The 23900-nt window shown below is 48.7% G+C and carries 27 protein-coding genes; 3 read left to right on the forward strand and 24 right to left on the reverse strand.

Annotated features, from left to right (window positions below):
• The 8 genes from cmk to ABEW34_RS07170 all read right to left on the reverse strand — a co-directional run bounded on the left by cmk (position 1) and on the right by ABEW34_RS07170 (position 5726).
• Complete coding sequence (cmk, locus tag ABEW34_RS07135) at positions 1-696, reverse strand: (d)CMP kinase (protein WP_430156599.1); 696 nt, start codon at positions 694-696, stop codon at positions 1-3.
• A 173-nt stretch (positions 697-869) separates the two neighbouring features.
• The gene (locus tag ABEW34_RS07140; RefSeq protein ID WP_430156453.1) at positions 870-1100 is read right to left on the reverse strand and encodes a hypothetical protein; all 231 of its coding nucleotides are present in this window, start codon (positions 1098-1100) and stop codon (positions 870-872) included.
• A 59-nt stretch (positions 1101-1159) separates the two neighbouring features.
• Positions 1160-1813, reverse strand: coding sequence for a flagellar brake protein (locus ABEW34_RS07145; RefSeq protein WP_430156456.1), 654 nt, complete (start codon positions 1811-1813; stop codon positions 1160-1162).
• A 59-nt stretch (positions 1814-1872) separates the two neighbouring features.
• Positions 1873-3240: a germination protein YpeB gene (gene ypeB / locus ABEW34_RS07150; protein WP_430156458.1), complete on the reverse strand. Its 1368-nt coding sequence runs from the start codon at positions 3238-3240 to the stop codon at positions 1873-1875.
• 74 nt (positions 3241-3314) lie between these two features.
• Complete coding sequence (locus tag ABEW34_RS07155) at positions 3315-3473, reverse strand: hypothetical protein (protein WP_430156460.1); 159 nt, start codon at positions 3471-3473, stop codon at positions 3315-3317.
• Between the two features lie 56 nt (positions 3474-3529).
• The gene (gene prsW, locus ABEW34_RS07160) at positions 3530-4228 is read right to left on the reverse strand and encodes a glutamic-type intramembrane protease PrsW (RefSeq protein ID WP_430156463.1); all 699 of its coding nucleotides are present in this window, start codon (positions 4226-4228) and stop codon (positions 3530-3532) included.
• 364 nt (positions 4229-4592) lie between these two features.
• Positions 4593-5207: a genetic competence negative regulator gene (locus tag ABEW34_RS07165; RefSeq protein WP_046232007.1), complete on the reverse strand. Its 615-nt coding sequence runs from the start codon at positions 5205-5207 to the stop codon at positions 4593-4595.
• A 198-nt stretch (positions 5208-5405) separates the two neighbouring features.
• The gene (locus tag ABEW34_RS07170) at positions 5406-5726 is read right to left on the reverse strand and encodes a hypothetical protein (RefSeq protein WP_430156465.1); all 321 of its coding nucleotides are present in this window, start codon (positions 5724-5726) and stop codon (positions 5406-5408) included.
• A gap of 193 nt (positions 5727-5919) precedes the next feature.
• On the opposite strand from ABEW34_RS07170, the gene ABEW34_RS07175 reads away from it, so the two are divergent.
• Positions 5920-6798 (forward strand): polysaccharide deacetylase family protein, encoded by an 879-nt coding sequence (locus ABEW34_RS07175; protein ID WP_430156468.1) that lies wholly within the window; start codon positions 5920-5922, stop codon positions 6796-6798.
• A 254-nt stretch (positions 6799-7052) separates the two neighbouring features.
• Here the strand turns inward: ABEW34_RS07175 and ABEW34_RS07180 are convergent, their stop codons facing one another.
• A complete protein-coding gene (locus ABEW34_RS07180; protein ID WP_056028870.1) occupies positions 7053-7658 on the reverse strand; it encodes a CPBP family intramembrane glutamic endopeptidase in 606 nt (201 codons plus the stop codon).
• 108 nt (positions 7659-7766) lie between these two features.
• Between ABEW34_RS07180 and ABEW34_RS07185 the strand changes: the two genes are divergently transcribed.
• Entirely contained in the window at positions 7767-8684 is a 918-nt protein-coding gene (locus ABEW34_RS07185) for a hypothetical protein (RefSeq protein ID WP_430156471.1), read from the forward strand.
• A gap of 13 nt (positions 8685-8697) precedes the next feature.
• Here ABEW34_RS07185 and ABEW34_RS07190 read toward each other — a convergent pair whose 3' ends face one another.
• Positions 8698-9024, reverse strand: a complete 327-nt coding sequence (locus tag ABEW34_RS07190) for a rhodanese-like domain-containing protein (protein ID WP_430156474.1) — start codon at positions 9022-9024, stop codon at positions 8698-8700.
• A 286-nt stretch (positions 9025-9310) separates the two neighbouring features.
• On the opposite strand from ABEW34_RS07190, the gene serA reads away from it, so the two are divergent.
• Positions 9311-10900 carry a phosphoglycerate dehydrogenase gene (gene serA / locus ABEW34_RS07195; RefSeq protein ID WP_430156476.1) on the forward strand — a complete coding sequence of 530 codons (1590 nt, stop codon included), beginning with the start codon at positions 9311-9313 and terminating at the stop codon, positions 10898-10900.
• A 359-nt stretch (positions 10901-11259) separates the two neighbouring features.
• On the opposite strand, the gene ABEW34_RS07200 is transcribed toward serA, so the two are convergent.
• From ABEW34_RS07200 to ribH, 14 genes are all read right to left on the reverse strand, one after another.
• Positions 11260-12726, reverse strand: coding sequence for an ATP-binding protein (locus ABEW34_RS07200; RefSeq protein WP_430156478.1), 1467 nt, complete (start codon positions 12724-12726; stop codon positions 11260-11262).
• Complete coding sequence (locus tag ABEW34_RS07205) at positions 12726-13442, reverse strand: response regulator transcription factor (protein ID WP_046231997.1); 717 nt, start codon at positions 13440-13442, stop codon at positions 12726-12728. The genes ABEW34_RS07200 and ABEW34_RS07205 overlap by 1 nt, the downstream gene beginning before the upstream one ends.
• A 27-nt stretch (positions 13443-13469) precedes the next feature.
• Positions 13470-14732: a cytochrome c biogenesis protein CcsA gene (ccsA, locus tag ABEW34_RS07210; protein ID WP_430156481.1), complete on the reverse strand. Its 1263-nt coding sequence runs from the start codon at positions 14730-14732 to the stop codon at positions 13470-13472.
• Positions 14729-16390: a cytochrome c biogenesis protein ResB gene (gene resB / locus ABEW34_RS07215; RefSeq protein WP_430156484.1), complete on the reverse strand. Its 1662-nt coding sequence runs from the start codon at positions 16388-16390 to the stop codon at positions 14729-14731. Before resB ends, ccsA begins: the two co-directional genes overlap by 4 nt.
• Positions 16391-16402: 12 nt before the next feature.
• Positions 16403-16936 (reverse strand): redoxin domain-containing protein, encoded by a 534-nt coding sequence (locus ABEW34_RS07220; protein ID WP_430156487.1) that lies wholly within the window; start codon positions 16934-16936, stop codon positions 16403-16405.
• A 90-nt stretch (positions 16937-17026) separates the two neighbouring features.
• Positions 17027-17770, reverse strand: a complete 744-nt coding sequence (locus ABEW34_RS07225; RefSeq protein WP_046231994.1) for a pseudouridine synthase — start codon at positions 17768-17770, stop codon at positions 17027-17029.
• 54 nt (positions 17771-17824) lie between these two features.
• A complete protein-coding gene (locus tag ABEW34_RS07230) occupies positions 17825-18358 on the reverse strand; it encodes a spore maturation protein (protein ID WP_056028883.1) in 534 nt (177 codons plus the stop codon).
• Positions 18351-19019: a nucleoside recognition domain-containing protein gene (locus tag ABEW34_RS07235; protein ID WP_430156490.1), complete on the reverse strand. Its 669-nt coding sequence runs from the start codon at positions 19017-19019 to the stop codon at positions 18351-18353. The genes ABEW34_RS07230 and ABEW34_RS07235 overlap by 8 nt, the downstream gene beginning before the upstream one ends.
• A 103-nt stretch (positions 19020-19122) precedes the next feature.
• Entirely contained in the window at positions 19123-20301 is a 1179-nt protein-coding gene (locus ABEW34_RS07240; RefSeq protein ID WP_430156492.1) for a D-alanyl-D-alanine carboxypeptidase family protein, read from the reverse strand.
• A gap of 167 nt (positions 20302-20468) precedes the next feature.
• Positions 20469-20957: a GerW family sporulation protein gene (gene ytfJ, locus ABEW34_RS07245; RefSeq protein WP_430156495.1), complete on the reverse strand. Its 489-nt coding sequence runs from the start codon at positions 20955-20957 to the stop codon at positions 20469-20471.
• 158 nt (positions 20958-21115) lie between these two features.
• A complete protein-coding gene (locus ABEW34_RS07250) occupies positions 21116-21802 on the reverse strand; it encodes a DUF2953 domain-containing protein (protein WP_430156498.1) in 687 nt (228 codons plus the stop codon).
• Between the two features lie 77 nt (positions 21803-21879).
• Entirely contained in the window at positions 21880-22485 is a 606-nt protein-coding gene (scpB, locus tag ABEW34_RS07255; RefSeq protein ID WP_046231988.1) for an SMC-Scp complex subunit ScpB, read from the reverse strand.
• Positions 22454-23233, reverse strand: coding sequence for a segregation and condensation protein A (locus tag ABEW34_RS07260; RefSeq protein WP_056028893.1), 780 nt, complete (start codon positions 23231-23233; stop codon positions 22454-22456). The genes scpB and ABEW34_RS07260 overlap by 32 nt, the downstream gene beginning before the upstream one ends.
• 158 nt (positions 23234-23391) lie before the next feature.
• Positions 23392-23862: a 6,7-dimethyl-8-ribityllumazine synthase gene (gene ribH, locus ABEW34_RS07265; RefSeq protein WP_056028895.1), complete on the reverse strand. Its 471-nt coding sequence runs from the start codon at positions 23860-23862 to the stop codon at positions 23392-23394.
• Between the last annotated feature and the right edge of the window lie 38 nt (positions 23863-23900).

Below are 23900 nucleotides of genomic sequence, written 5' to 3' on the forward strand. Positions count from 1 at the left end.
TTACTTCGCCCCCGCCAATTTGGTTCTGCTTAATTTGACAATAGCCTGGGCGACCTCTTCAATCGACATCGCCGTGCTGTCCAGCAGGATTGCATCTTCAGCGCGGACGAGCGGTGAAATCTCCCGCTGTTCATCCAGTTGGTCACGCTGCGAAATTTCTTCAGCAAGCTGTTCCAGCGTCACCGGCTGCTTGCCGGCTAACTCCTTGTACCTGCGAAGCGCACGCTCCTCAACGGATGCCGTTAAAAAAACCTTCAACTCAGCGTTCGGCAGCACGTGAGAACCAATGTCCCTGCCATCCATTACAACACCCTTCTCCTCAGCGAGCCTGCGCTGCGCTGCGCCAAGAAATTGTCTGACCGCTTCATTCGCCGCATAATGAGACACACTCAGCGTCACATCGCGTGAACGGATTTGTTCGGTGACATTTTCCCCATTCAAAAATACAGTCTGTCCATTGTCGCCAGCCTGCAGCTTAATGTCCAGATGCGTCACATGGTCAGCCAGCTTGCCAGCTTCCCGCGGCTTAATGCCCGCCTGCTGCGAACTATAGGTCACGGCTCGATACATAGCACCTGTATCAATGTATACATATCCTAATTGTTCGGCAACTTTACGCGCTACTGTGCTTTTCCCTGCCCCAGCAGGTCCATCGATAGCAATGTTGATCCGCTCGCCGTCACCGTCTTGCTGCATCACTTAAAGTCAACCCCCCTTATGTCGAGATGGCTGGCTTGATACACCGTGACAGATGCGACGCTAACCTCTCAATAAAAAAGCAGGCTTTGCCTGCGGACGTGAAAATTATACCACACTATACGAGCGGATGCAAAAACACCCTCGACCCCGCATCCACGTATTTGAACGCATTATGAAGAAACCTGTCCTTGCAGACGGGTTCCTTCCATGCGCTCGGCTCTCGACAGCAAGTGTCTGACCGTGCTGCTTTGCAGCGCTGTTTGCGCAAGCAAACATGCGATAAGCAGCGCGGCAGCCACGATGCCGAGCCCTTTTCCTATTTTATCAAACGGAACTGAATAAGATTGGCCAGCAGCTTGTCCCTCCTGCTGTTTCCCGCTTTGCCCAGACGCCCGAGCCATGCAATCATTCCCTTCTAGCCCTGTTAAAGGATAGCATGCCTAGGGGGTGCACCAGCTATTCAGCGATTGCGGAATTCCAGCTGGCGCTCAAAGCAATAACGAATAATCCGCTGGCGGTCTGAATCATTAATGCCGGCAAATTTAATCATCGCCTGATTGCGCCCCGTTTCAAGCTTTACAACGCGCACGATTTCCGCATTGAATGACGCATGCTCTATGGACCCATTTTTATAAGGAACAAGCAGCCAGCACTCAAGCACCTGACCTTGGGATATCGGCCATTTCCCATCGCAAATAAACGAAATTCCGCCGCCGCCAACATCATCTGTAAGCGCCACGAAGCGGATCTGATCCGGCGTTTTTACGGCGATTTCAAGCTCGGCAGCTACCCGCAGAAAATTGCGCCGCTGCACCTTTGTAATCTGATCAAGGTCCGGCTTTCGGATCTTGACCAGCTTGACGACATCTTCCCGGAAACCAAGAACGTGGGAATTAAAGAAATGCTTGATTCCATCCTCCGATACAAAATAGACCGAAAGCTCGTCTCCCAAAAACATTCTTTTCATTCTGCCATTTTGGCTATTTATCGGGTTCTCAATCAAAAAACCTTCATCCAGCACTTCGGCAATACGCGCCTTGTACTCGATGGCAGCTTCTGCTTCATCAGAAGAAGCAATTTGGAAAAATAACATTTGATTAATTTTCGGCAACAAGTTGGCTCCCCCCTATAATGCTGTCATTATAACACGACATATAGAGAGGAGCCATATGGTTATTTACCGGAACTTGCCACTTTGTCAAGCGAAGACAGCACTTCAATTGATTCTTCCATACCGTTGTCTGCATTAATGTAAATTCGGTAATCGCTATCATTGATCCGGCCCGTATATTCATAGCATAACACTTCATTGCCGTCATCATTTTTGATTAGCGCCATCTGCTCTTTGGACACTTTCATATCCGGGTTCAGCGCCTTGCGCGCGTCTGCTTTGGAGATGCCCGCCTTCGGCAGCGTCCGCTTATGATGCTCGAAAACATATTCATTCGCTTGCAGCGCCGCTATATCTCCATTATCAAGCGCAACCTTGACCGTCAGCTTGTCTGGATAAATCAGCACATCGTCCTGGTTTCCGACGAAGCCGAACGTTCCTGCATTATCATAGGCGTCATAGCTGACCGCCTTCATTCCGTCAAAGCCATGCTCTTTCAAAAACTTTTCAGCCGCAGCCCGCGCCTGCTCAATGTCCAGCTGCTTTTCTCCAATTTCTCGGGGATCCATATATGCGATCAGTTGGCCGCCCTTTTGCGAAAAATCCATATGGATCGTATTGCCCGACTTATGCTCGGACAGCACTGCGGAATACGAAGCATATTCCGTGCCTTTGCCATTTTCAGCAACGCGAATTTCTTTGCCATCGCCTTTTTTGCCGGCAAACTTGGCAGCACGCTCCTTAATTTCTTCTGGCGTAACTGCTTTACCGCTCAGCATGCTGATTGGGCGCTTCTGGTACATGCTTGAAACCGAAGGACCCCAGTTAATTTCCGGATAGCTGCTTACCTTTTTATCGACACCTTTGAAGCCGTCGACAATCGTCTGATCGCCCTTGGCTTCCTTCGCAGCCAAAGACAGCTCAACATCCATCCAGCGCAAATGATTCGAGAGCACTTTTTCCTGCATGCCCTGCAAATCTTTTGAAATATCCTTGGAGTTGGCGTACAGCGTTTTGAGGGTTTTGAATTCATCCTCAGACAGCGGCTGCTTCGTCAAATCGCGAACGGAAGTTTTATAGGCAAAATTGGAAATGCGCGACAAAAACTCCTCCGCCTTGTCAAATGGAAGCATGGAAAGCGGCAGCTGGCTAATTTCGTTCTGCGCCTCGCTTGTGAGCCGCCATACGTTAACGAGCCCTTTTCGGTGATACGCTTGTGAGGTGGAATTGACGGCTAACGTATTGCCAAGCTGCTGATGCAGCTTATCCACATGGTAAGTTAAATTATGGAACGCCCGTTGATACTGATTTTCCGCCTTTATTAATACAGTGTTTTTCTCCTGATGCTCCTGATAGCCCCAATAGAGCGAACCTACAAGCAAAATAGCCGCAATTGGGAACAGCACCGCGCTTATCCGTTTATAAACCATACAAAAAGCTCCTTTCTTGTGCAAACCTGGTGTTAGTTTGGTTTGCTGAAAGGAGCTTTATGCATTCAATTTGTTTAAATACTATGTTCTTCAATATCAAGATCGTCAATGTTGTTGCAAATGCACTGCTTGAAACCAGTATCTACGCCGTTGCTTTCGCGCTTGCCCCGCAAAACGAACTTCTCGCCACATACATTGCAGCGAATGGTTACTTTCACTCTGACTGCTTCCATCCCTACCTCCAGCTTACCCTAAAAATGTTCTCTAGCTTTCAGTATGGACCGCTGCTTTACAATTTAACCTCTTCATCCCGCTTCAAAAAACGAAATGGCGAGCGAGAGTTGGCCCGCTGCATTTTTCGGAGGCCAACGACCCATAGCACGGCCATGAACGGAATGATGAACCAGATCCAGCTGGAACGCATCGTGATCATAATCCAGTCATAGCTGCCGTGCAGCATAATGGGAAGTAGAAACGATACGATGATATAATTTCTGCGTTTCTTGCCATTGCTTTCAAACTTCGCTTTGCCTACATAATACCCCATCATAATACCGAATAGGGCATGCCCTGATACGGGAAGCAGCGCCCTCATAATGAGCGACCCGAACGATGCGGGTGTCAGAAAGGCATACATCACATTTTCGAGCGTCGCAAATCCTAGCGAGATGGAGCCGGCGTACACGATGCCGTCGTAAGGTTCGTCAAACTCCGTATGATTGTAAATAAAATGATAAAGAACGAACCATTTCATAAATTCCTCTACGCCAGCTGATTGAACAAAAGAAAAAACGACTGAATTATCTCCCCACCAAAGCTGCAAGCCGCGCTGCACAACCATAATCGGCAGCACAATCAGCACGCCCAGCAAAAACATCCGGACGACCATATGAATGGGCTCCGTATCGTATTTGTCCTTTAAATATAAATAAGTCAGCAGTGCTATTCCTGGTGCCACCGCTGCTGTCAAGACAGAGATCCACATCATCGTCGTTCTTCACCCCCCATGCCGTGCCTGCAACAACCACCCTTGATCAAGGGTGACAACATATCTATTTCTACTTCATCCAGTAATAGCCCTAATTATTTTGCACCCATTCAAAATAGGTCTTGATTACTTGTCATATTGCCCTGCGAAACCTGCTTGCTGTTTGCTGCTTGTCCAACAAATCAGGAATGTCCAGTTCCTCTATATTATACAACGCTACAGACACAACGGATATACCTATTATTATAATGACAATACCTCACGCAGCGCTTGAACGATTACATAAAAAAGAAAAAGAGCATCAGCAGGCTTGACAGCTCCTGCAGATGCTCCATTCATTACGCCCTCTTCGCTTAAGCATTGCCTAGTTGAAAAAATGAGTGCATATTTCTTTCACAGCCTCGGAAGGCATGATTACTTTCCCGTATTCCTCCAGCATCGCATAAGTGACCGATGTGGCTTCGCCGTATTCCGCCAGCAGGGCGATAACGGCATTATGGCGGGACGTTTCAATCAAAGCCGGTTCCAGCGCCAGTATATATTTATTATTGTAAGCATACAGGCGCCCATCTTCTGTCAGGGCAGCGGCTTGCAGCTGTCTGCAAACCTGTATAACATCCTCGAAATCCCGAAAGGAATACATGACGATATCGCTTTGCTCAAGGGTCACTTCCATTTCGTAAATTTCGTCATCTGCGTCATCATCATCGGACGTTCTCTCTTCCGAGCTTCCGTTCATTTTGCCGCGAGTGACAATCACGACCATACCTTGGGCCGGCAGGGCAAACACTTCGACCGCTAACGGTCCGCTGGCATCGAATCCAAGTTCACTGTATGCTTGATCCATCATTTCACTGAATAGTTCGTGCACCTTTGGAATTTCGCGCCACATGTCGTCCTTCTGGATCCCTCGTTCCAGCAGGTCGTCGAACGTCAGAAATATTTTTATCTTGTCCTGACTAAGTCGTTCGATCTTCATGACAGGATCCTCCTCTGCAGCATCTGTTGTAACAGCGTATGAAATTTATTAGAAGATGTGACCAAAATGGTCAAATCAAACTATGTAACTACTTTATCATGTTCAAACTCGGATTGCACCTAAAATAGGCAAAAAGAATCGTTCGAATCTGCACTTTTTCAGTGCCTCGTTCAAACGATTCCTTCCAGAAACTGTTGGTTAATGTGTCTTGTTCGACGATTCCGCCATGATCTCCTCGGCTTGCTGTTTTAGCTGTGGATCACTGTTCATCATTGCTTCAATCTGAACCCAGCCGTCTCCGAATTTTCCGGCGGTATCGTCTGTACGCTTTGGGCCCTTGTTTACAGCCTTTTGCGTCCAATCGTCATTCCACAAGGACATCGCCTTGTGGCTAATCGTTGAACAAGCGCTCGCCAGTACGCCAGCTGCGAGTGCAGCTGTACCTGGACGCTTGCGGGCAACATAGAGAGCAGCGGCTGCCCCGGCAAGCCCTCCGAGAAGAAATCCTCTTAGCCTCATAGTAGGACAAAACCTCCTTGATTTAGGGCCTTAAAAAATCCCTATTCAATATTCGATTTCACCCTTTAGTGTGGCTTGCCGCATCTTATTTATCCTGCTTAATAAAGGAAATCCCGCTGCCTGCAAAACACAGCATGATTGATTATGCTACAATAATACCCATTGACAACTACAACATAAATGGAGGTTCATTATGTTTAAACGAATGACCGCATCGCTCGCTGTTCTTTTGGGAGCCGCATTAGTTGCTGCCGCTTGCAGCCAGCAAAGCGTCCCATCAAGCAGCAACCTGCCACAGGAAAATGCTTCGGCACAGGAAATCCAAGCAGCCGAGCAGTCGCCTACCACTTCTCCTGCCCTTCAGCAAGAGGAGCTAACGGCGTCGCCCCTAACAGAAGAAGCAACGCCGTCGCCAAGCGAGGCACCGGCTGCCAAGCTGTACAAAATGGACAGCGTATACCGCTTCAAGCCGCTTGATAAAGAAACGACTGATAAAGCTGTGCTGCTGACCTTTGATGATGGCCCGCACAACAGGGAGGTGCTGACCAGCCTGCTCGATACGCTGGACAAGCACAAGGCTAAAGCGATCTTTTTCGTGAACGGCTACCGGGTTAAAGCGAACCCTGATTTGCTGACGCTCATTCATGAGCGCGGGCAGACGATCGGCAACCACTCCTGGGACCACATCAACCTTAAAAAAGAATCCGCCGCCAAAGTGGAGCAGCAGGTTGCTGATGTTCAGGATAGCGTCATGAAGCTGACCGGAGAAGCGCCAAAGTTTTTCCGGCCGCCTTATGGCTCCGGCAACGATAGCGTTAAAGAAATCGTCAAAAACCACGGCATGCTGTACATGACGTGGTCCAATGGTTCGCTTGATTGGGAACAGAAGTCTCCCGGAGATCCTGACAAAGTCGTCGCGAGTGTGCTGGAACAGCTGCATCTAGGCGCCAACATTTTAATGCATGAGCTGGCCTGGACCGCTGAAGCGCTTGACGAGCTGCTGACGCAGCTTGAAGACAAGGGCTATGGCTTCATCGATCCGGCTTCAATTGATACGGACCTCACGAATTAGAAGCTTGGAACAGCTAAATGCTCCATTAGCTTAATTCGCATATTTCAATCCGTACCAGAACAATCCTGCGACCAAACCCAAAAAGAGAAAAAACAATACATTATAATACCATCTCGTTACTTTGCTAGCGCCCGAAGGGAACTTTTTCCGTCTTGGGGGAAGGATCTCCCTTCCCTCTTCATCGATTCGGGGAACTTCCGTATTCTCGGGCGACGGCCCTTTGCGCGTGGCTTTCCCGAATTTTTGTACCCTGCTCATAATTGCCCTTTCGGTTCCCTCCTGAATCTGATAATAAAGCCCATAATCATATCTATCGCAAAGTGTGCAAGAATTGGGGCCCATAAGCTGCCAGTTTGTATATAAATCCATCCTAAGCCGTAGCTGATGGAAAACACAAGTCCAGTTGGGATCCAATGCTTTAAATACCGGACATGAATGGCTGCAAAGATGATGCTTGTCCAATATGGCCCGAAAGCGTGCTGCAAAGCGCCCCTGAAAAGCAGCTCCTCACATACCGAGACAACGAACGACAATACGATAATATGCCAAATCGGGCGTTCACGGAAAATCCGGTCATTTACGCCGCCATCATCGGCTGCTTCATCAGGCACAAAACGGGAAATGGACAAATCTACTATGAGTACAACCGCCGCTAATCCTAGTCCAAACCATACGACGGCAAGCTCTTTTGGAAAATGAAATAAATGAATTATGCTCTGACGCTGAAATAAAACCCATATCAAGCCGATAATAAAAGTAAGTGCTTGCGTCATGTACAAATTAATGAGCAGCATGCGATCGTCAAGCTCGTCAACGGTCACCTTGCGCACTCGAATTTTACGGATGTCGAATTTTTTCATAACTTCCCGCCCGTCCTGGAGGTTCGTATTTTTTGATGTAAATTCACCTGTACGCACAGGCAGCAAAAGAGAGCAATAATGAATACATACATAAAAGGGAGTTTTGTTATGGAAAAGCAGCTAACTCGTTCCGCCATGTTTTACAGCATTGGTTTTATTTTTATGCTGGTTTGCGCAGTCGGCGCATTTTTCTACGGAGTACAGTACGGCAGTGAGCAGACTAAAACCAGCTACGAAATGAAACAGCTAAACAGTGAGGCTAAATCCAAGTCGACTCCGTATCAGCAGCAAGATCTTGTCTCCTACTATCATACTGTATTTCTGCCCTACCGTGAATTCCAAAACGAATGGTTCAACGCTTGGAAAAAACTGGAGCAGGATGATTCAGCCGATGGCAACGCCATGTTTAAGGATTTGTCCAAGCTAGCCAAGAAAAAAGCAGGCGAGGTCGCTTCCTTCAATATGCAGCAATCGCCACTGCTCGGTGAAGCACAGGCAAGCGTCATTAAAAGCCTTGAATTGTTTGAGCAAACGTCAAATAGAGCGGCGAACAAAGCGAAGACGCTCAATTCTGCGAAGCTCATCGCATCCGTTAATGACGATTCCATTTACCAGGCAGCTGTGAAGCAATCCCTTTCATCGCAGCAATCTTATTACAGCGCGATGATGAAATGGGCTGCTACCGTAAACAGCGACATTCCTAACGAATACAAGTTCCCGAATATTTTGGAAATCAGTAAATGGAACAAGCTGCCCCTTATTGTGAAAAACAAATTAATGGCCGACCATTTGCTCTCGCATAAGCAGCTCACAAATTACTATCCGCAGGATCTGGTTATCCGGATCGATGAATTTATTAAGACGGGCCAAGCGAGCAAAATGAAAATCCGCTCCATCGCTGCTATTGCTGAGTTGTTGATGAATACTGCCGCAGTTCGCAACGGCGACTACAGCAGCGGCTTTGAGCAAATGTACAGCAAGGAAGTGCTGCCGCTGCTGCCTTTCTTCACTACTACCTCGTCTTAAAAGACTGCTTGTGCTAGTCGTATTGAAACCCTTGAAGCAGGGCTATGGCCGCCATTCCTCCCGTTACATTGTGGAGGCTGCCATAGCCCTGCTTTTCTAAATATCCGCATACATTAGCGCTGCGTACGCCATGTGCGCATACGATATAAAGCGGCTTGTCATCCGCTAATTGTCCCAAGTGATGAGGAATCGTATTCATCGGAATAAGCGTAGATTGCTCCAGATGGTAATAGTCCCATTCAAATGACTCCCGAACGTCAATGACTTGCCCTGCCTCTATATGTCCTTTCTCCAAAAGCTGCAAAAAAACATCCGCTTCGATCTCTTCCCAATTGTTCATGTCTCGTCTCTCCCCTTTATCTATTTAAGCAGGCAATGCATGAATCATATCAAAAAATTTCACATTTGATCAAGTTTGAGGATTGCAATTGTCCATGTTAATGCTTTAAAATGATAAAGGCTATCCTTTCTGTCCGTTCGACATGATTCGAGTAGCCGTTTGACTATATGAAACTCTCGCCTCGCATGCGTATGTGTGCAAGAGCGGTTTTTATTTTAGTATCACACCTGATGCAGCTTACGAAATGATTTTAACATTCGCAAAAATTTTAGGGGGCAATCTACTTATGTTTAAAGTGCTAGTATCCGATCCCATCAGCGATCTGGGCATCCAACAGCTTGTAGACGCGGAAGATATCATTGTCGATAAAAAACCAGGTTTAAGCGAGGACGAGCTCGTAGCCATTATTGGCGAATACGACGCTCTGCTCGTTCGCAGCCAAACGCGTGTAACAGCACGCATTATGGAAGCCGGCAAGCTTCTGAAAGTCGTTGGACGCGCAGGCGTTGGCGTAGACAACATTGATCTGGACGCTGCAACGCAGCGCGGAATTATCGTTATTAACGCTCCTGACGGCAATACGATTACAACAAGCGAGCATACTTTTGCCATGATGATGGCTGTAGCCCGCCATATTCCTCAAGCCTATATGAAAACGGTCAATGGCGTTTGGGATCGCAAATCCTTCCTTGGCGTAGAGCTTCGCAACAAAGTGCTCGGCGTTCTTGGCATGGGCCGTATCGGCAGCGAAGTGGCAAAACGTGCAAAAGCTTTCGGCATGGACATTCTCGGCTACGATCCGTTTATGACAGAAGAGCGTGCAGAAAAGCTTGGCATCAAGCTTGCATCGGTGGACGAAATTGTCCGTAACGCGGATTTTATGACGGTGCACACCCCGCTCACACCTGAAACTCATCATATGATTGGCAAAGACCAATTTGCTGTTATGAAGCCCGGCATGCGCATCGTAAACTGCGCTCGCGGTGGCATCATTGACGAAATTGCTCTGGTTGATGCGGTTGACCAAGGCATCGTCGCAGGAGCAGCATTCGACGTATTTGAAGTTGAGCCTCCGGCTGAGGACCACCCGTTCCTGAAGCATCCGAAAATCATCGTAACGCCTCACCTTGGCGCATCGACAGTTGAAGCGCAAGAAAACGTTGCGATCGACGTTTCGGAGCAAGTGCTGCACATTTTGCGCGATGAGCCGTTCAGCAATGCCGTTAACATGCCGCCAATTCCGGCTGGCCTGCAAAGCAAGCTTCAACCGTATTTCATTCTTGGTGAGAAGCTGGGCAGCTTTATTTCCCAAATGACAGACGGTCCGGTACAGGAAATCGTTGTCGGTTACTCCGGTGAACTTGCAGAAGTAGATACACAGCCACTGACTCGCTACGTTGTCAAAGGCATTCTGTCCCACCACCTTGGTACTGAGCAAGTGAATGTCGTCAACTCGATGCATCTTGCGAAAGAGCGCGATGTTAACATCGTCGTTCAAAAATCACATATTGCAAAAGACTTTACGAATCTCGTAACCGTATCGCTGCGCACGAAGAAGGAAGAGCGCACTGTTGCCGGCACACTGCTTACCGGTTATGGCCCGCGTATCGTTCAAATTGACAATTTCCCTGTCGATGTTACGCCAGAAGGCAATCTAATCCTGATCTCGCATAACGATAAGCCTGGTATTATCGGCCGCGTAGGTACGTTGCTTGGAACGAATGACGTGAACATTGCAACGATGCAGGTGGGTCGTCAGCTAGAGGGCGGCTCCGCGATTATGGTATTGCGTGTTGACAAAGGAACGCCGAAAGAGGTTCTTGAGCAGCTTACGAACTTGACTGAGCTGAACACTGCAAAAGAAATCAAAATCTAATACGGACTTCTGTCCATGCGAAAAACCCCGAAGTGGTCGTTGTTGACCGCTTTGGGGTTTTTGTTTGTCACTTGCTTGCTATACCTGCACTGTTCTACTCCTCTACTCCTATATCAACGAGATAGAACGCCTCAGGCCCCGTCAGCTCAGCTCATAGAACAACCTATTGGATACCTTATGCGTACAGCAAGCCGCTGCATTTGCATAATCTGCTATTGTGTCGCAAGCGACGTTCCGTATCATTTAATAACATGATTTGTTAGACAACTCTATTCCATTTATTCAAATGTTTCACGAGCAACAAGATTTAATGCTTCATTTCAACAAAAAATAGCGCTCCTATCGGAGCGCCTTGACAGCTAATGCTTTGTTTCGACAGGCAGCAGCAGCGTAAAGGTCGTCCCTTTGCCGAGTATGCTGTCTACTTCTATTTGTCCATTATGCTGGGTGATGATGTTTTTGACGATCGCAAGGCCGAGTCCTGTTCCTACAGAGGTGCCGCGCTTGCGCGATTTGTCTGCTTTGTAAAAGCGTTCGAAGATATACGGCAAGTCCTCGCTAGGAATGCCTTGTCCCTCGTCTTTAATTTGCATTTGGATATAGTCGGTGTGGTTAATCGTCATCGGGCTTGCTGCAATTGTCACAGATTTGCCAAGCGGCGTATGCCGCAGCGCATTATCGAGCAAATTCGTCAGCACCTGTTCAAGCCGGTCTTCATCCGCCCCTAGCAGCAGCAACGGCATATCAGGCAGCTCGGTCTTGAACATGACTTCCCGCTCCTTGGCAAATACCTGGAACTTGCGATGCACACGCCTGATTATTTGCTGCAAATCGAACTGCCGCAAATTCAGCTCCACATGCCCGGCCTCCATGCGCGCCATATCCAGGAAATCATTGACCAGCCTGCCCATGCGCAGCGATTCATCATAAATGACCTGCACAAGCTCCTTGCGCTCCTCTGGGGAAGCCACAATGTCGTCCAGCAGCGCTTCGCTATAGCCTTGCATCATTGAAAGCGGCGTTCTAATCTCATGGGAAACATTTGCTACAAAGTCACGCCGCAGCTTCTCCAGCTTATGCTCCTCTGTCACGTTCCGTATGACCGCAACCGCTCCGCGGGCAACGCCATCAAGCATAAGTGGAGCCATGACAACCGACCACATGCTGTTGTGCACGTATACTTTATTTGACACGTCGCGGCCTTCATCCATAACCTTCTCAAATATATCAAGCAGCGGCCCTGGAACCGAGCTGTAAGGCTTCGTACTATCGTAAAAAGCATCTCCCCACTCCTGATCCAGATCAGCCCAGCGGTTAATAAGCAGATGCCCTGGCGGATTTGTTAAAATAATTTCGCCCTCAGCATCGAACGTAATAACCCCATCACCCATGCTGCGCAGGATACTCGACAAATGCTCCTTCTCATGATTAAGATCATGAATCAGCTTGTCAACCTGCTCCGTCATATTGTTGAACGTATTCGCCAGCTCGCCAATTTCATCATTTGAGCGGATCTTCACCCGCATCTGATAATTTCCTTGCGATATCGAATCCGCAGCTTCCTTCAGCTCGAGCAGCGGCTGCTGGATTTTACGCGATAGAAAAAAGGCAAAGAAGGTCGACATCAGAAAACCGATAACTGCAACGATGACGAACAGCAGCATCACTTCATGGCTGGCATCTTTTTCAAACAAATAACCGATATACGGAACGAGAAATACGCCAAGCGTCAGAAGCACGACAGCCACGAGCAATATAATCGTCACCCACAGCTTGCCAACGACGCTATGCCACAGCAGAAAAGGAGAGTACTTCCTCCAGTTCATTACTTTGGCACCTCAAGCTTGTAGCCGACGCCCCATACCGTCGTAATCATGGCTGCTGCGTCGCCAGACACTTTGTTCAGCTTCTCGCGCAGACGCTTGACATGCGTATCGACAGTTCGGAGATCACCGAAAAACTCATAGTTCCATACATCCTTAAGCAGTTCCTCACGGGAAAACACTTTATCCGGCGAAACAGCCAAATAATGCAGCAGCTCATATTCCTTTGGCGTCAAGCTCACCTCCTGACCTGCCGCTGTTACGCGGTGGGCATCATGCTCAATGACCAAATGTGGGAATACGATATTGTTGCTGGAATTGACTTCCTTCGTCAAAAAGGCAGTAGCCGAGGAGCGGCGCAAAATCGCCTTCACCCGATAAATGACTTCGCGCGGGCTGAATGGCTTAACAACATAATCGTCAGCTCCTACTTCAAATCCTTGCACCCGGTTCATTTCCTCGCCTTTCGCCGTCAGCATAATGACAGGCGTCGCTTTCACTTGACGAAGACGGGAGCACATTTCCACGCCGTCAATGCCCGGAAGCATAACGTCGAGCAAAATAAGCGCATAGTCCGTAGCCGTAGCCATTTGCAGCGCAGATTCTCCATCTTCCGCTTCATCAATGACGTAGCCTTCCTTTTCCAAATACATTTTGAGCAAACGGCGAATCCGTTCTTCATCGTCAACAACCAAAATTCGGCTGGCGAAATTGGACATATTTATTAACCCCTTTCCCAATCGCGATTAATTCGTTCCCGCGTAAGAATGAAGGCCCGCTATTACCAGATTTACGCCAATCAGCGTAAACAAAATAACGACGAAGCCGATGACCGCGAGCCAAGAGGACCGCAGGCCCTGCCAACCGCGCGACAATCTGAAATGCAAATAAGCACTGTAGTAAAGCCAGGAAATAAGCGCCCAAACTTCCTTCGGGTCCCAACCCCAGAATCGGCCCCAGGCAATGTTGGCCCAAATCATGGCAAAGATGAGCGCACCGAGCGTGAAAATCGGAAAGCCTATCGCAATGGCACGATAGCTGATTTCATCCAGATCATCCGGGTCAACACCCTCCATGACTGGATGAATGACCGCCCCAAGCGGCTTGCGGAATACAAGGCGAAGCAAGCCATACAAAATCGTTCCGGCAATAATCGACCAAATAACCGTATTGAGCTTGCGGCCCGCATTTACGCCGTTCATCCATGATGGTGCCTCAAGCTTCGTATCCGTCATGCCGAGGAAGCTGTCTGCATGGACAACCTGGCTGTTATAAGGCTTCACAATTGGAGGCAGCGTATAATCAACCGTTTCGACTTTAGAAGACTCAATCCCTTTAGCATCGACCGTAGAGAGCTCTTGTGAGAACTGTGCTTCATAACCGGCGGAGCGGAAACCAAATACCGCAACCAGAAATCCAATAATAATAATAATCGTATATAGCGAAAATTCGACCCAAAAACGCGATCTCCGCGCTTCCTTGGTCTCGCTATTGAAATCAACAACCCGCAGCAAATACATAAGCCCAGCAGCAAAACCGACGGCAAAAAAGGCTTCGCCGAGCGCAGCTGTCGTGACATGCACTTTAAGCCAAATCGAGTTAAGCGCTGGAATAAGCGGCTGAACCTCTTGTGGAAAAACCGAAGCATAAGCCACGATAATAACGGTTAGCGGCAGGGAAAACATGCCCAGCAGCGCTTTACGATAAATCGCATATATAATCGTAAAAGCAATCATAATCGCCATGCCGAGGAAGGTCATAAATTCGTACATATTACTCGTGGGAATTTGACCGCTTCCTGCCCAACGTGTGAAGAAGAAGGTCAGATGGGCGGCCAGCCCCAAGCTTGAAGTTATAAACGCAATGCGTCCCCAGCGCTTCTCATGCTGAAACGGATCGCGGTTGCTCCACTTTTTCCCCGCTATCGCAATGACATAAAACAAAAAGGCAAAGCAATACAGAAAAAAAGCGGCTATAAAAGCATCACTGCTCAAATCAACTAAACTCACGCGTTATTCCCTCCGTTATCTAGCGACTTTGGATCTACGGTCACGCCAATTTTTTGAAGCGTGCCCGCCACATCCGCCCGCATCCCATACCAGTTTTTATTCGTGTGTGCGCCAAGCGACAGCTGGCCATCGTCAATGCGCAGCCAAATTCTGCGATGCTGCCAATATGAGCCCATCAATAGGCCAATCATTGATATAGCTGCGCCGACCCAGACGAAGTTCAATGCCTTGTCCACACGAACATTAAGCGAGGTAGAAGCTTCTGAGAAGTTGACATTTTGCATTCCGTCGACCTTGATCTCAAACTTGCTTGCTAAAGCGCCATTAATTTGATCTTGCCCGAACTTCTCCTTGTCCTTCTGCATCGGGAAATACATATAAGGCTGTCCCGTTTCAGGCAGTCCCGGCCCGGTAATCAGAAAGACGAATGCTGGCGCGTTCGGTTCTCGTCCGAGCGTCGTCGGTTCGCCGTTCTCGCCAACTGCGAAATCCATGTAGTTGGCGATCAGCCGCATTTTGTAAGGGCCGAGCTCATAATTCAGCGCCGCATCCTTCATCGTCAGCTCAAACGGCCCGTATTTCTCGCCCGTCTCTTTGTTAATCAGCATCGGCTTCACGCTGATCAGCTTAGGAGTCAGGTCGAAGTCAAATTGATAAAGCTTCAAACCCTTGTACTTCAGCGGACTGTTGACGATAATATCATGCTTCGCTACTTCCTCCAGCACCGGCGTCTGGCCAGCTTCACAGCCGCTTGTACATGTATAAAGCACAGCCGCTGTTTCATAAAGCTTCGCCCTGGCTTGTCCCTTGAGCTCCGGTGGAAGCTCGTCATCGGTATAAAAATCAACGGTAAACTTTTCATTTTTGACAAAATAGTTGGTGCCTTCAATCGGTACGGTTGCGCCGTCAGCAACGGTAATATAGCTGTCCATTTGCCAGCCTGGCAAGCTGCGAGCGAGTATCGACAGCAGAAACAAAATAAGGCCGATATGATTAATATAAGGCCCCCATCTACTAAATCGGTTTTTCTCCGCAAGCAGCGCTGAACCGTCCATATGAACACGATAGCGCTTCCGCTTTAGCTGAGCTGCAAACTGCTCCACCCATGCTTCGGCAGGCTCGTCCACTTTTGCGGAATAAACCGTCTTCTGCCGATTGATGAATTGGAGATGCTTGCGAATTTGCTGTTTGCTCAGTGCCCGATAAAGCGGCAAAATCCGGTCCAGGCTGCAAATGACGAGCGACGTTCCGATCATTACAAGCAGCGTAATGAACCACCAGGATTCATAAGTGTGCGACAATCCCAGCATATGATAAATTTTTCCTGGGAGGCCGTATGTACTTTCATAATAAGCCGCAATATCAAAATTATTAATAAATGTGTTTTCCTGCGGGTAAATCGTTCCGAGAGTAGCGCCGAGAAACGTCAGCACGATCAAATAAATCGCAATTTTAACGGAAGAAAAAAAGCTCCAAATCCGATCGATCGGATTTTGGTTTTTTTTCTGCGAGCGCCGGGCAATACCGTCGTAACGCATTTCCAGCGGCTCACTTTGCTGCTGGTCCTCCATAAGCGGCTTGCCGCAGCTTTCGCACAGCACCGTTCCAATCGCGTTCTGATGCCCGCATTCACACTTGGTGTTATGTATAGATAACACGGAAGAAACCTCCTAATACGTTAACAGCTTCTCAATACGCTCATCGATATATTCCTCTGTCATTCCACCAACTGTAATATCCATAATGGTGCCATCCGGCTTAACGAAAAAAGTAGTCGGATACGACCTAAGTCCATACTTACGCTCCGTCTTCCTGTCAACATCGCGCAATATCGGATAGTTCAGCTCAAACTGGTGGACGAAATTGTTAACGGTGAGAGTATCCTCACTCAAATTAATAGCCAGAATTTCGAGGCCATCCTTTTGCCATTTGGCAAATTGACGTTCGAATTCCGGCATTTCCTTCACGCATGGCGGGCAGAACGTTCCCCAGAAATTAACGACGATCGCTTTCCCCTTATAATCGGACAGCTGATGCACGTTGCCCTGTAAATCTACAAGCTTAAACTCCGGCGGTGTGCCTCCCACCTTCGGAATGTCCCCGCTTTCGCCTGAGGCAAACAAAGTTGTTCCAATCGCATACCCTCCGATAATGAGCACGGCTGACAATATGACGATTTGCATGATTTTGCGTGACGATTTCATAGGGCTTTCATCACCTGCATTTCGGTTAGTGTGTCATCATAGATAGTTTCATTATAACGAAAAGCTGGCGGCAATTGCCGCTGCCGCCGTCTACTTTTTATGAACTTTATGTGACTTGCGAGCAGCTTCGCGCAGCTCCTTCACTTCTACAGGCGTCAGATGGCGGAATTGCCCCCTTGCCAAATTATGCAAGCCCAGCTCGCCGAACTTCACCCTTCTCAAACGAACGACAGGATGGTTAATCGCTTCGAACATCCGTCTCACCTGACGATTGCGGCCTTCATAAATGGTAATACGGACAGTCGATGTATTTTCTTCCGTATTAACGTCCTGGTACTCAACCTCAGCAGGAGCGGTCATGCCGTCTTCAAGCTTAACGCCCTTCTTCAATTGGTCCAGCAGCGTTCCGTGAGGCACGCCCTTTACTGTCGCATAATAGGTTTTCGGCACATGATGGCTCGGATGCGTCAGAAGATTGGCGAACTCGCCGTCATTCGTCAGCAGCAGCAGCCCTTCCGTATCATAGTCCAAGCGGCCTACCGGATACACGCGCTCCCTGATGCCTGGCAAATAGTCAGAGACGATTTTGCGGCCTTGCGGATCACTCGCGCTCGTAATAACGCCCTTCGGCTTGTTCAGCATCACATATACTTTTTTCTCATTTCGGATCGGCTTGCCATTCACGAGAATGACATCAACAGCAGGGTCTGCTTTCACACCAAGCTCGGTCACTTTCTCGCCATTGACTTCCACCACTCCGGCCAAAATCATTTCCTCGCATTTTCTTCGGGATGCGATGCCCGCTTGCGCTAATATTTTCTGTAAACGTTCCAATACTTTCACCTCAAACTTTATCATACCGATATGAGGCACAAAGCACAAGCACTGTTAACCGAATATGTACATGCAAATGAAAATTGCCGCCAAAAAACCGATCAGATCGGAAAACAAGCCCACTTTAAGCGCATATTTGGTTTTTCGAATGCCGATAGCGCCAAAATAAACGGTCAGCACATAAAGCGTCGTATCCGTGCTTCCTTGAATGGTAGACGCAATCCGGCCAATCATCGAATCCGGCCCATAGGTTTGAATCAGGTCTGCGGTGAAAGCAAGCGACCCTGCCCCCGTCAACGGCCTAAGCACCGCAAGCGGCAATACCTCGCTAGGTATGCTGAGCCAATCGAACAGCGGGCGAACGGCGCCAATCATAAAATCCATCGCGCCAGAAGCGCGAAACATGCTGATCGCGACCATCATCCCGACGAGATGGGGAATAATGGCAATGGCCGTACCGAAGCCGTCCTTGGCTCCTTCTGTGAAGGTCTCATAGACGGGAACTTTGCGAAAAGCCGCATAAAGCGGAATAAATACGATAATTGCGGGTATCAGCCATGCCGATGCTCTTGTAAAAGCGTCAAGCAACGCCGCCACCTCCCCCCGAAGCTGCCGCAGCTCCCGGCTTGGCTGGAGAAGCAAGAGGCTGGGATGGGCCTTTAATAATAGGCGGCTTCTGCCTGCTGCGGTACCAGCGATCAGCTGCAATCGCCGCGGTGGTGGCAATAAACGTTGCGGCGAGCGTTGTGCCGACGATTTCCGCCGGATTCGCTGAGCCGTAATTCATGCGAATCGCAATTAATGTCGTAGGAATAAGCGTTATGCTGGAAGTATTTAGCGCTAGCAGCGTGCACATAGCTGGAGTGGCTACTTCCGGATCTGGGCTCAGCTTTTGCAGCTCCTGCATCGCCTTAATGCCCATTGGCGTTGCTGCGTTGCCTAATCCGAAGAGGTTGGCGCTGAGGTTGCTCATAATATAGCCGAGTGCCGGGTGGTTTTTAGGTACATCGGGAAATAGAAAGCGAACGATGGGACCAAGCAGCTGCGCCATTTTTTTCAACAGCCCGGCATCCTCCGCTATTCGCATCATGCCCAGCCAGAAAACCATAATGCTGATCAGCCCAAAGCTGATCGTCACGCCGGATTGCGCCCCTGTGAACGCTGCTCCGGCTACTGCATCGATTTTGCCATTGAAAGCACCGACGACGACGCTGATAACAATTAAAAACAGCCAAATAAAATTAACCATGCTTCCCGCCTCCCCAAGCAGTCAAGCGTAAACGGCGGCTTTCATCTTAATTACGAAGCAGCCGTTTCAGAAACAATTAATAGTAATATACTGCAGACTTTTCTCATCTAAACAACGCCCGAATGGCTTCGCCAGCCGCCGCCAAATAACTTTCTTTCCTTAGCCCATCGTTGAAAAAAGCATCCGCTTCGGCTTTTTTGTGCTCCGGAGGTGTAAGTCTGCTGCTCCCCGTATCATAGATGGGCACAGCTCCTATTTTCGCCTCGTTCATATACCACTCCAGCGTTCCTCTTTCGCCTAGTGCATAACGCGTCGTTGCCTCTTTTACCACAACAAGCCGTGAAGTTAGCTGGCCCTTTTCTTCCTCCGTTAGGGGGTAGCTGAAGCTTTGCCCTACAGCGTAAGGATAGCCGGTTAGCGCCTGTCCTTTGCCCGCTATTTGGGCAAGCGGATAATGCTCGAAGCCCCAATCAAGCATCTGGCGATGATCCGCCCAATCGTCACCATCGCTAAGCGTGACAGCTGCCAGCTGCTGACCGCCACGGGTGGCGGAGCTTACAAGGCAGCGCAGCGCCTGCTTGGTATAGCCGGTTTTAACACCATCTGCTCCTTCATACATTTGGAGCATTTTATTTTTGTTAACCCATTTGTACTGCCACTGCTTATGCGGGTTTGGAACCTGCTTGACCGGTGTGCTGACAATTTTGGCAAACACGGGATTGCGCAGTGCATAAGCGGCCAGCTTAGCAAGATCGTTAGCAGAGGAATAATGGCCCTCCTCATCAAGGCCATGCGGGTTTTTAAATTGGGAGTTTTTCATTCCCAGAAAAGCAGCCTTTTCATTCATCAGCACAACGAAGCCTTCCTCTGAACCGCCGACATGCTCGGCAATTGCGGTTGCTGCATCATTTCCCGAGCGCAGCATAAGGCCATAGAGCATATCCTGCAATTTCATTTCTTCATTAAGCTGCAAATAAATCGAGGAGCCTTCCTTGCCTACCGCACGCTTGCCCGTCTTGACGGTGCCTGACAGGTTGCCATGCTCTATCGCTACGATTGCGGTCATAATTTTGGTTAAGCTGGCTATAAGCATCGGCTTGTCTCCGTCCTCGCTGTAGAGCAATCTGCCCGAGGTGACATCAATCAGCGCCGACGCTGATGCATGGGTGCTCAGCGGTTCTGGTTCAGCCGCGTAGCCTGACGTAGGAAGGCTTGTCCCTGTCAAGCAGAGCGCCAAACCTAACAAGAGCAGTATTCGAGCTGTTTTCACATTGCTATTCATTCTTCGCGGCCCCTTTCCTATGTGTAAGTCTAATAAACTAGAAAGGACATCTGCCTTTCCCACAGACTTTTAAACGCCTTATACACTATATGCTTGTCTGGGCAAAATAAGACTGTAATGTGTAGATGGCTTAAAACGAAAAACTGCCCTTGCGGGCAGCTCTGGCCTTAAATAATAGTTGAATCGGTGGTGCTCATATAGCCTGAGTTCATGTTGGTGCCTGATAATTGACCCGCACCACTTGATGAGCTTCGCATCATCGATTGCACCTTGTCAAATACATACGGTGTCGAATCAATAATCCGCTCGAGCAAATGCGTGTTGTTGTCGAGCGGCACGATTTTAACACCTTGGGTGCCGACAACGAGGAAGGCAATTGGTGTGATTGATACGCCGCCGCCGCTTCCGCCGCCGAAAGGAGTTGCTACGGTAGCTTTGTGACTTTCATCGGAGCTGCTGGACGAAGCCGAGCTGTCATCACTGAACCGCATATCACTGCCTCCGGCTACAAAACCGAAGCCAACTTTACTGATCGGCATAATAATGCTGCCGTCTGGCGTTTGCACAGGGTCGCCTACAATCGTATTGACGTCAACCATTTCTTTAATATTTTCCATTGCTGTCTGCATAAGGCCCTGTATTGGATGCTCTTGCACAACATCTCCTCCTAATTGTCCAAATCAATTTAACGTAGGCTACGCTAATAATGTTTCCCGCGGCCACGCATTGTATGTATTTTAAAAAAAGCAAAACCACGCCCTTTTTGAAGGAGGTGGTTTTGCTTGCCTATGAAATATTTAGCTATGCTCATCCTTTATTTGAACAATATATGGTGCCACACGTGAATGCCATGCGAGCCTTTTTTGAGTCTCAGCCGCAAAGAAAGCCAAGATCTCACCGCATGGAACATGCTGAGCTTAGCCGTACAATGCCATTCCGTCTGAAAATAAGTTCCTTGGTACATCGGCTGCACCTGGAGCACCGGATCGGCTTTAAGCAGCACGAACTGCGATATGACGCCCAGCATCGTCGTTTTAATCGACCACACAGCCCCAGTCGTCATGGCTGTCCACATCGCGTCCCCAACACCTACCGTTGTCGACCATTTCCATTCGGTCAATTGCACCTTTTTCAGCAGCTGCTTAACCCAGCCTTTCAAATTATCGGTTACTTCCAGCGCATGCTTCAGTTTTTCAATAAACCGCTGTACATTTTCGGCGTCAATTTTCCCCTGATGCTCTTTGGAATGCTGTACGCCCGCATGGTTGGTACTAATTTGCTCATGCAGCCGAATCGTGGCCCCCTGCAATTTCAGATGCGGGATCTTCACCTTATAGTGCAGCAGCCCATATAGCCCAACAATTCGCACATCGATATGGTCAAACTCGCCCTTCCTTGATAGCTTTCCAAATACACGTACCGGCGAAGCAAGGGCAAGCAGCAATAAGAACAAAAAAAAGAGACCTGCCGCCGTCATCAAGCCGTAAAGGTTTCCGGGCATATTGCTTCCTCCGTTTTCCTGTTATGGGTTGAATATAGTATGACCCGGCGGTCAAATCTCATTCTCTGCAAGCCTGATTAATTAGGCGGAATCTCGTCAATCGTCATTTGGCGCTCGCCAATCCGTTCAAACAGCATTTGCGTCTGTTCTTCAAGCGCGTCTTCAACATCAATGTGCTTCGGCTCTGGCAAAGCCTTAATGCTCGACAAGCCGAAATAATCGAGGAATGCTTTAGTCGTGCCATACAAAATAGGACGTCCAATTGCTTCCGCGCGGCCCACCTCTTCAATTAAATCTTTAGAGACAAGCGACTGAATCGCTCTATCGGTTTTGACACCGCGTATTTCCTCGATATCAATACGGGTAATTGGCTGGCGGTATGCGACGATTGATAACGTCTCCAGCGCAGCCTGCGACAGCTGCGAACGTGTTGGCGTATAGGCCATCCGCTCAAAATAAGCTGCGTGATCAGGATGCGTCGTCAACCGATAAGCACCAGCAACCTCCGTTACCTGAACGCCTCGCTCTTCCCGCGCCAAATCACGGTGCAGCTCATATACCAAATCGGCAGCAAGCTCGGCATCAAACTGCATGATATCAGCAATTTGCCGCTTGGTCAGCCCCTCATCTCCTGCCATGAACAGCAGGCCCTCAATAATCGACTTCAACTTCTGATAATCCACTGTCCTCTGCATCCCCTCTCCAATGAATGACAATATCATCAAACAGCTGATGCTGAAAACAACGAATATGCTTCATCTTCATCAACTCCAAAATCGCCAAAAACGTTACGACGATTTCATGCTTGTCCATATTTTCACGAATCAGCTTTGAAAACTGTACCGTCTCGTACTGCCGCAGCACTTCTACAATGTCGCGAATCCGATCCTTCACCGAAATTTCATCCCGCTGGACAGTTGCCACAAATTGGCGCCTCGCCGCCTTTTTGAGCGCACGCTGAAAAGCCGCTACCAGATCAGACACATGCAGGCCCTCAAGCGGGTTAATGTCCTGCTCCTGCAAAAAGGGGGTCATGTCCTCCGGCTCACGCGAAAAAACGAGGCTCCGCTGCGTTTCCTTCTCGCGCAGCTGCTCGGCAATTTGCTTGAATTTGCGGTATTCAACGAGCTTCTGAATGAGCTCATCACGAGGATCAAGGCCATCATCCGGCCAGTCCTCATATTCTTCCTCAAATACGGGCGGCTTCGGCAGCAGCTGCCTGCTCTTGATGGCCAGCAGCGTAGCTGCCATCACCAAAAACTCGCTGGTTACCTCAAGCTCCATCTCCGTCATTGCGTTCAAATAGTCCATATACTGATCTGTAATCTCGTTGATCGATACCTCATGAATATCGATTTCTGCTTTATCAATCAAATGCAGCAGCAAATCCAGAGGCCCTTCGAAAGATTCCAGCTTGTAAAGCACTGACACTGCCATTTCCTCCCGACTAATCTTCCGATAAAATCGCTGCGCCACCCGTAAGCGTAAACAGCTGATGCCAACACACACTAGCGGCATTCATCCGTTACGCGTAAAAAATAGAAAGGCCTCTTCTCAGAGGCCCTTCTCACGAGCTGCAAGCCTTAAGCTTAATTATGCAGCAATTTTGTCAAATTAGCCATCTCTATTGCACTAGCAGCTGCTTCATAGCCTTTATTTCCAGCTTTTGTTCCTGCGCGTTCAATCGCTTGCTCGATGGAATCAACCGTTAATACGCCAAAAATCGTCGGTACGCCTGTTTTCAAGCCAACAGCCGCTACTCCTTTTGCCGCCTCGTTGCACACATAATCAAAGTGCGGCGTTGATCCTCGAATAACGGCGCCAAGCGTAATAACCGCATCATATTTGCCGCTCTCTGCCATTTTTTGCGCGATAAGCGGAATTTCAAAAGCTCCTGGCACCCAAGCAACCTCAACCTCATTATCCAAAGCGCCATGGCGTTTAAACGCATCAAGCGCTCCGCTCAGCAGCTTGCCGGCAATAAATTCGTTAAACCTTCCAACAACGATTCCGTAACGCAAGCCTTCTGATACTAAATGTCCCTCATATACATGCGGCATAATTAATTCCTCCCAAATGGTTTTTATAATGAGTGTAA

It is taken from the genome of Paenibacillus algorifonticola, assembly GCF_050481745.1.
Taxonomy (GTDB): Bacteria; Bacillota; Bacilli; order Paenibacillales; family Paenibacillaceae; genus Pristimantibacillus; species Pristimantibacillus algorifonticola_A.

What these genes read in the sequence shown, in the direction of transcription:
- ABEW34_RS07155 (WP_430156460.1), bottom strand. Translation starts at nt 3,473, where the DNA reads ATGGAAGCAGTCAGAGTGAAAGTAACCATTCGCTGCAATGTATGTGGC.
- ABEW34_RS07180 (WP_056028870.1), bottom strand. Translation starts at nt 7,658, where the DNA reads ATGAAAAAATTCGACATCCGTAAAATTCGAGTGCGCAAGGTGACCGTT.
- prsW (WP_430156463.1), bottom strand. Translation starts at nt 4,228, where the DNA reads ATGATGTGGATCTCTGTCTTGACAGCAGCGGTGGCACCAGGAATAGCA.
- ABEW34_RS07250 (WP_430156498.1), bottom strand. Translation starts at nt 21,802, where the DNA reads ATGCCCGGAAACCTTTACGGCTTGATGACGGCGGCAGGTCTCTTTTTT.
- ABEW34_RS07185 (WP_430156471.1), top strand. Translation starts at nt 7,767, where the DNA reads ATGGAAAAGCAGCTAACTCGTTCCGCCATGTTTTACAGCATTGGTTTT.
- ABEW34_RS07170 (WP_430156465.1), bottom strand. Translation starts at nt 5,726, where the DNA reads ATGAGGCTAAGAGGATTTCTTCTCGGAGGGCTTGCCGGGGCAGCCGCT.
- ABEW34_RS07140 (WP_430156453.1), bottom strand. Translation starts at nt 1,100, where the DNA reads ATGGCTCGGGCGTCTGGGCAAAGCGGGAAACAGCAGGAGGGACAAGCT.
- ypeB (WP_430156458.1), bottom strand. Translation starts at nt 3,240, where the DNA reads ATGGTTTATAAACGGATAAGCGCGGTGCTGTTCCCAATTGCGGCTATT.
- ABEW34_RS07175 (WP_430156468.1), top strand. Translation starts at nt 5,920, where the DNA reads ATGTTTAAACGAATGACCGCATCGCTCGCTGTTCTTTTGGGAGCCGCA.
- ABEW34_RS07235 (WP_430156490.1), bottom strand. Translation starts at nt 19,019, where the DNA reads ATGGTTAATTTTATTTGGCTGTTTTTAATTGTTATCAGCGTCGTCGTC.
- cmk (WP_430156599.1), bottom strand. Translation starts at nt 696, where the DNA reads ATGCAGCAAGACGGTGACGGCGAGCGGATCAACATTGCTATCGATGGA.
- ABEW34_RS07205 (WP_046231997.1), bottom strand. Translation starts at nt 13,442, where the DNA reads ATGTCCAATTTCGCCAGCCGAATTTTGGTTGTTGACGATGAAGAACGG.
- ABEW34_RS07200 (WP_430156478.1), bottom strand. Translation starts at nt 12,726, where the DNA reads ATGAACTGGAGGAAGTACTCTCCTTTTCTGCTGTGGCATAGCGTCGTT.
- ribH (WP_056028895.1), bottom strand. Translation starts at nt 23,862, where the DNA reads ATGCCGCATGTATATGAGGGACATTTAGTATCAGAAGGCTTGCGTTAC.
- ABEW34_RS07240 (WP_430156492.1), bottom strand. Translation starts at nt 20,301, where the DNA reads ATGAATAGCAATGTGAAAACAGCTCGAATACTGCTCTTGTTAGGTTTG.
- ABEW34_RS07190 (WP_430156474.1), bottom strand. Translation starts at nt 9,024, where the DNA reads ATGAACAATTGGGAAGAGATCGAAGCGGATGTTTTTTTGCAGCTTTTG.
- ABEW34_RS07165 (WP_046232007.1), bottom strand. Translation starts at nt 5,207, where the DNA reads ATGAAGATCGAACGACTTAGTCAGGACAAGATAAAAATATTTCTGACG.
- serA (WP_430156476.1), top strand. Translation starts at nt 9,311, where the DNA reads ATGTTTAAAGTGCTAGTATCCGATCCCATCAGCGATCTGGGCATCCAA.
- ABEW34_RS07220 (WP_430156487.1), bottom strand. Translation starts at nt 16,936, where the DNA reads ATGAAATCGTCACGCAAAATCATGCAAATCGTCATATTGTCAGCCGTG.